Annotated in this window: 7 protein-coding genes; 1 reads left to right on the top strand and 6 read right to left on the bottom strand. The window is 59.6% G+C overall.

Going from position 1 to position 6718, the window contains the following annotated elements:
• Positions 1 to 235 precede the first annotated feature (235 nt).
• Positions 236 to 751, top strand: a complete 516-nt coding sequence (locus AACS18_RS22105) for a ricin-type beta-trefoil lectin domain protein (RefSeq protein ID WP_108613339.1) — start codon at positions 236 to 238, stop codon at positions 749 to 751.
• A 34-nt stretch (positions 752 to 785) separates the two neighbouring features.
• On the opposite strand, the gene AACS18_RS22100 is transcribed toward AACS18_RS22105, so the two are convergent.
• From AACS18_RS22100 to rpoZ, 6 genes are all read right to left on the bottom strand, one after another.
• Positions 786 to 1601: a Cof-type HAD-IIB family hydrolase gene (locus tag AACS18_RS22100; protein WP_108613345.1), complete on the bottom strand. Its 816-nt coding sequence runs from the start codon at positions 1599 to 1601 to the stop codon at positions 786 to 788.
• Positions 1602 to 1690: 89 nt separating this feature from the next.
• The gene (locus AACS18_RS22095; RefSeq protein ID WP_108613338.1) at positions 1691 to 2731 is read right to left on the bottom strand and encodes an alpha/beta fold hydrolase; all 1041 of its coding nucleotides are present in this window, start codon (positions 2729 to 2731) and stop codon (positions 1691 to 1693) included.
• On the bottom strand, positions 2731 to 3390 hold the full coding sequence (locus tag AACS18_RS22090; RefSeq protein WP_108613337.1) for a CatB-related O-acetyltransferase: 660 nt from the start codon (positions 3388 to 3390) through the stop codon (positions 2731 to 2733). Before AACS18_RS22090 ends, AACS18_RS22095 begins: the two co-directional genes overlap by 1 nt.
• The gene (trmH, locus tag AACS18_RS22085; RefSeq protein ID WP_005355744.1) at positions 3390 to 4121 is read right to left on the bottom strand and encodes a tRNA (guanosine(18)-2'-O)-methyltransferase TrmH; all 732 of its coding nucleotides are present in this window, start codon (positions 4119 to 4121) and stop codon (positions 3390 to 3392) included. Before trmH ends, AACS18_RS22090 begins: the two co-directional genes overlap by 1 nt.
• A 44-nt stretch (positions 4122 to 4165) precedes the next feature.
• On the bottom strand, positions 4166 to 6283 hold the full coding sequence (spoT, locus tag AACS18_RS22080) for a bifunctional GTP diphosphokinase/guanosine-3',5'-bis pyrophosphate 3'-pyrophosphohydrolase (protein ID WP_005339255.1): 2118 nt from the start codon (positions 6281 to 6283) through the stop codon (positions 4166 to 4168).
• 131 nt (positions 6284 to 6414) lie between these two features.
• Positions 6415 to 6690, bottom strand: a complete 276-nt coding sequence (rpoZ, locus tag AACS18_RS22075; RefSeq protein ID WP_005307060.1) for a DNA-directed RNA polymerase subunit omega — start codon at positions 6688 to 6690, stop codon at positions 6415 to 6417.
• Positions 6691 to 6718: the final 28 nt, after the last annotated feature.

The raw sequence follows: 6718 nt of genomic DNA, 5'->3' as shown, positions 1-6718 counted from the left end.
AGCGCATCTGGTTTGGGACCAGAGGGTCAAAGGTTCGAATCCTTTATCACCGACCACATTTAGAAAAACCTCGCTTCGGCGGGGTTTTTTGCTTTCTGGCCTCCGCCGTGCCAGTACTCTCTCCCTGTTACGTCTGTTTACACTCTATTTGGGCAGCGCGCCCCGCCTTTCGGTTATGCTTCAGCCTCGAGTCACTGACAACCGGATGTCATCGGCCCATTTCAGGCATTTTTCCATGAATAACAAAATTTCCTTTTCTTGCTCTCCTGCCCTGCTGGCTGCCTTGCTGCTGGGTGGCTGTACCATCAAGCCGCCATCCACCGATGTGATGATGGGCTCCATTGCTTCACAACCGCAGGAGGAGCGCTCTCTCTCCCCCTTGCTGACCAGCGGTGATTTTTGCGTTGCCGTGTCCCAAAAAAAGGTGTTGGCACAACCTTGCAGCGGAAAAGACGATCAACTGTTCGAGTGGGATCTGGGTGAGTTGCGCCTGCAGGATCTCTGTTTGCAAGCCAAGAATGACAGCGAAGTGATGCTTGCACCCTGTGACGGTCAGGCGCAGTGGGAGTGGCAGAAAGACAGGCTGTTCAACAGCAAGGTCTCCCGCTGCCTCGATGTGGCCGGTCGACGCCATACCCCCGGCACGCCGCTGCGGCTGGCCGAATGCTACGGCGGAGCGAACCAGAGCTTCAGCTGGCAGCGGCCCAATCCCTGGCTGGAAACCTTGAAAAAACAAAGCCTCACATGGTGAGGCTTTGCTGAATCGGATGGCGGGCTGAAGAGGATCAGGCTGCGCTGACGCTCTCCAGCTCGAACAGCTTCTCCAGATAGACGGCGACGCCATCTTCGTCGGAGGTGAGGGTCTGCTCATACTCCGGCAGCGCCATTTTCAGGCGGTCGTGGGCGTTGCCCATGATGATACCGCGTCCCACCATGGTCAGCATCTCGAAGTCGTTCATGCCATCGCCGAAGGCGATCGCCTCCGACATATCGAACCCGTTCTGCTCCAGCACGGCACGCACAGCATTGCCCTTGTGCACCCCGGCGTGCATCACTTCGAGGCAGTCCGGCAGGGAGAAGGTGACGTTGAGCTGATCGCCATAGCGCTGGTTGAGGTGCGCCTCGATCTTCAGCAGCTTCTCGTGGTCGCCGATGTAGAACACCTTGTTGATCTGCTCTTTCGGTTCCTGTTTCAGGTCATCGACCAGACGGTAGGTGAACCCTGACTCGTCGTGGAACTGCAGCAGCCAAGGCAGCTCCTCTTCCACCACCCAGTCATCACCCTGATAGACATTGAGGTGGATAGAGGGGTCGCGCTCCAGGGCAATCAGTTCGGCGGCGATCTCGGTCGGCAGCGGCTGGTTGAAAATCAGCTGGTCCTGTTTGTCATGGACCACGGCGCCATTGGAAGTAATGAGGTAGATGTCCATTCCCAGCGCATCGCGGAAGCTGCGAACGTCAACGTGATGACGGCCGGTGGCGACCACGAATTTCACACCTTGTTCTACCAGGCGGTGCAGGGTATCCCGGGTACGGGGAGAGATCTGGTGCTGCTTGTTGAGCAGAGTGCCATCGAGATCGGATACAACTACCTTGAACATCATTACCTCGGCATCGATTGAAAACAGGGGCAGTTTACCTTAGCCCGCACTGTCACCCCATTTATTTAGGGTTACAAAAAATAGCCAGCTCAGAAGCGGGCGAAAAAGTCGACCATCGCGGTCAGGGCGGGCTGGCGCTTGTCATCGGATTCGATAAACAGCTCGTGCCAGGCGCCCTCGATACGCAGCGGTTTGCCCCCTTCGCACTTGGCAATGGTGCAGAAGCGATCCTGCGCGGCATTGTCCACCACGCTGTCGCTGCCAGCCTGCAGCACCAGCAGCGGGGTTTTGATGGCGCTCGCATCGGCGATGGCGGCATCGGCACCAGTGATCCCCTGATAAATCCAGTGGGCGGTGGCGCCACCCAGCTTGATCTGCGGGTGCTGTTCGTAGATTTGGCGGAACGCCTGATAGCGGGACTGGCTGTGAGTCAGCTCGTTATCGGCAAAGCCGTGATCCTGATAGGCTCCCTGACCGGGGCCGTAGGGAGGCTCACCAATCCAGCCGCCGACCGTGCCTATGGTGCTCGCCAATCCCTTGGCCAGCCACTTGGGCAGACCGCCGAGATTGATGCCCAGCATGGGGGAGGAGAGCACGGCCGCCTTGATATCATCGGGCCAGCGTTCCAGATAGCGGGCCGAGATGGCGCCACCCATGGAGTGGGCCAGCAGGAACAGCTTGGCAGGCTGGTCCGCCATGATTATCTGGTCGTGAAACTGCTTGAGATCGACCACATAATCGTCGAACTGGTCGACATATCCCTTCTGTGGATCATCCAGCATCCGGCCGGACATCCCCTGACCGCGATGGTCGATGAGATAGAGGCTGTAGCCCTGACGCCAGAGATCCCACGCCAGCTCCTGATACTTGAGGTAGCTCTCGACCCGGCCATTGACGATGAGGATGGCGCGATCAACCTTGGCTTGCCGTAGCGCAGCATAGCGGATGGTCACCCCGTCCTTGCCCTTGAACTCCCCTTCAACCGCATGCTGGCGCCAGAAGTCGGGCAGGGTTTGCTGGTAGAGGTTGGGTACATCGGCTTCGCTGGTGAGCTGATAGGTATTGGTCACGGCAAGGGCTCCGGCAGAAAATAGGGTCAGGGCCAACAGGGAAAGAGAGAGGGGTTTCATCAGGCACACTCCTGTTGCCAATGGTGATAAAGGGCGGCGATATCTCCCGAGCAGAGCAGCGCCATGTTGGCTTGCAAGCGAGGCAGGGGCCAGTCCCACCACTGCATCTCTTGCAGCATGAGGATCTGCTCATCGCTGAAACGGCGGCGGATCGGTTGGGCCGGGTTGCCGCCGACTATGGTGTAAGGGGCCACATCCCTGGTCACCACGGCGCGGGTGGCGATGACGGCGCCGTCACCTATGGTGATGCCGGGCATGATCATCGCTTCCGAGCCGATCCAGACATCGTTGCCAATCCGGGTGTCCCCCTTGCGCAGAAAGCCGCTGCGGGCCCCTTCGCCAAAGGTGTCGGGGTTGAACGGGAAGGTGGAAACCCAATCCAGCCGGTGGCCCTGATTGCCCGCCAGCATGAAGGTGGCGCCCGAGCCGATGGAGCAGAACTTGCCGATGAGCAGCCGATCCACCTCGCCCCAGAGGCCGCTTTCCCAGGTGTCGCGGGTCGAGCCATCACCGAGCAGGTAGCGGACGCAGTGATCCTCGAACGGCTTGCCGTGGTAATAGCCGGAGTAATAGCTGTAGTCGCCGGCCTCTATGTTCGGGTTGGTCAGGTGATCCCGAATGATTTGCGATTCCAGCCAGCTGCCAAAAGGGTTCTCCATCACTCCTCCTGTAGGTCGTCCTGCTCGCTCTGCTGTGCCCACCCTTTGCGGGTCAGCTGCATCCGTTGCCACCACTCTTCGTCCGCCAGAATTTCACCGGCCGGGCCGAGCTGGGGGTAGGGCATCTCTTTCTCTTTGCAGAGCTGGGCATAGATGGGATATCCACCCTCGAACAGGATGCTGTTTTGCTCCTCCAGCGTGAGCGGGCAGCCGCGCTGATAGCAACCGGCCAGCTCGCGCTGACGCTGGGCTTCGTAGAGGATGGCGGCGGCAGCCACCGAGACGTTGAGGGACTGCACCATGCCCACCATGGGGATGACGATATGGTGATCGGCCAGGGCCAGCGCCTCTTCACCGATGCCGTGCTTCTCCTGACCCACCAGAATGGCGGTTGGTTTGGTGTAATCGATGGCGCGAAAATCGACCGAGCTGTCAGAGAGATGGGTTGCCAGGATCTGCATGCCGGAGGCTTTCAGCTCGGCAACGGCTGTGCCGATATCCGGGTGCAGTTTTACATCTACCCAGTTCTGGCTGCCGCGGGCGGTGCCCTTGCGCTTGTGGATCCAGGTTTTGGGCCAGACGGCGTGTACCCGGTGGATGCCGATGGCATCGGCGGTACGCACGATGGCGGCCAGATTGTGAGGTTTGTGGACCTCTTCCATACAGACGGTCAAATCGAGCTGACGCTGGGCCAGCATGTCGGTGATGCGCTTGAAGCGTTCGGGGGTCATGGCTTGTCTCTATAAAAGCAGCAGGCGGCTTGCGCCGCCTGTGTTCAGTTCTTCTGTCGGCTCACCTTGAGCACGTTGGGCATCACGCGGATCTTGCGCATGATGTTGGCCAGGTGGATGCGGCTCTTGGTGGTGATGAGCAGGCTGACCTGATAGACCCGGCCATCCTTCTCTTCGGTGCTGATGGCGTGAATATTGGCGCCGGTGGCGGCAATCACGTTGGCCAGCTCGGCCAGCGCACCCTGATGGTTGACGATCTCGATGCTGATGCCGGTGCGGAACTCCTGTTCCTGCTCCTTGTCCACTTCCCACTGTACAGGCAGGTACTTGTCCGGCTCCTTGCTGTAGCCCTTGATGTTGCGACAGGCTTCCTGGTGGATCACCAGACCCTTGCCCGGGCTGATGTGAGCGATGATGGCATCCCCCGGGATCGGGCGGCAGCAGTTGGCGAAGGTGACCAGCATGCCGTCGGCACCCTTGATCGGCATCTTCTTGCTGCTAGTTTTGGGCTGTTCTTCCGGCGGCAGTTCATCCCCCAGCATGCGGCGTGCCACCATCACGCTCATGGCGTTGCCGAGGCCCACATCGGCCAGCAGCCCCTGCAGGTTCTCATGCTTGGTATCGGCCAGCACCTGCTTGATGCGCGGCTCGGGAATATCTTCGATATTTTTGGCGCCCAGCGCATGGTTGAGCAGGCGGCGACCCAGCACCACCGACTCTTCGGTGCGCAAGTTCTTGAGGAACTGGCGGATCTTGGAGCGTGCCTTGGTGGTCACCACGAAGTTGAGCCAGGCCGCGTTGGGGCGAGCCCCCGGCGCCGTGATGATCTCCACCGTCTGACCCGAGTGCAGCGGGCTGCTGAGCGGGTAGGGGTGGCGGTCGACCCGGGAGCCGACACAGGCGTGGCCGATGTCGGTGTGCACCGTGTAGGCGAAGTCCACCGGCGTGGCGCCAGCGGGCAGCTCCATGATGCGCCCTTCGGGGGTAAAGACGTAGATCTCGTCGGGGAAGAGGTCGGTTTTGACCCCTTCGATAAATTCAAAGGAGCTGCCAGCGCTCTGCTGCAATTCCAGCAGGCTCTGCATCCAGCGCTGGGCGCGGATCTGGGCGGTAGTGCCCGAGCTGTCGCCATCTTGCTTGTAGGCCCAGTGGGCGGCAACCCCTTTGTCGGCCATCTGATCCATGAACTCGGTGCGAATTTGCACCTCCACCGGTACCCCGTGCGGCCCCACCAGAGAGGTGTGCAGCGACTGGTAGCCGTTGGTCTTGGGGATGGCGATGTAATCCTTGAAGCGGCCGGGGCGCGGTTTGTAGAGGCTGTGCATCTGCCCCAGCACCCGGTAACAGGTATCTATGTCCTTCACTTTTACCCGAAAGGCGTAGATATCCATTACCTCATGAAATTGCAGCTCTTTTTTCTCCATCTTGTTGTAGATGGAGAAGAGATTCTTCTCGCGGCCACTGACCTGATGCTCGATCCCCGCCTCTTTCAGGCGACCGCTGATTTCGCTCTGGATGGAGTCGATGATCTCGCGACGATTGCCACGGGCACGGCGCACCGATTCGCGCAGCACGCGGGATCGCATCGGATAGAGCGCCTCGAAGCCCAGCTCTTCCAGCTCGTTCTTCATGGTGTGAATACCGAGGCGGTTGGCGATGGGGGCGAAGATTTCGAGGGTTTCCCGGGCGATGCGGCGGCGTTTGTCAGGGCGCAGGGAGCCTAGCGTGCGCATATTGTGGGTGCGGTCGGCCAGCTTGATCAGAATGACCCGGATATCCTGGGTCATTGCCATCACCATCTTGCGGAAGTTCTCGGCCTGCGCCTCTTTGCGATCGCGAAATTTCAGCTTGTCGAGCTTGGAGACCCCGGCCACCAGTTCTGCAACCGCATTGCCAAACTGTTCGGCCAGATCGGCCTTGGTAACAGAGGTGTCTTCGATGACGTCGTGCAGTACGGCGGCCATCAGGGTTTCATGATCGAGGCGCATGTCACCCAGGATCCGGGCAACGGCAACGGGGTGGGTGATATAGGGTTCGCCACTGGAACGCATCTGACCCTGGTGGGCATCACGGGCCACCACATAGGCTTGCTTGAGCTTCTCAACCTGCTCTGGCGGCAGGTAGGAACTGGCTATTTCTTTAAGGTTTTCAAATAAATACAAGACAGTCCCCGCAGCGGTGAAACGGCAATTCGTGGAATTGAGGGTATAGCCCTGAGTTTGCGAGGTTTTCGAGCGGTTGTAAATGGGGATGAACAGTCGGCACCCGGGCGGGTGCCAACCGGAGGAATAACTTAACCGCGGCCTTCGGCGATGGCAGCAACGGCAGCCAGCTCGGCGGCTTCCTGCTCTTGCTGTTCGTAGCGGTCCTGGGTGTCCATCACTTGATTGTTCACCAGACCCAGCTCGATCTCACGCAGGGCGATCACAGTCGGCTTGTCGTTCTCTTCGTCGACCAGGGGATCTTTGCCTTGTACCGCGATTTGACGAGCGCGGCGCGCGGCGACCAGCACCAGGTCAAAACGGTTACCTACCTGTTTTACAGCATCTTCTACAGTAACGCGTGCCATGCAGGACTCCAGTGTTTGGGCTTTCTGT

It is taken from the genome of Aeromonas sp. HMWF015, from assembly GCF_963878965.1.
Taxonomy (GTDB): domain Bacteria; phylum Pseudomonadota; class Gammaproteobacteria; order Enterobacterales; family Aeromonadaceae; genus Aeromonas; species Aeromonas veronii.
This window is presented reverse-complemented; position numbering and strand designations above follow the sequence as displayed.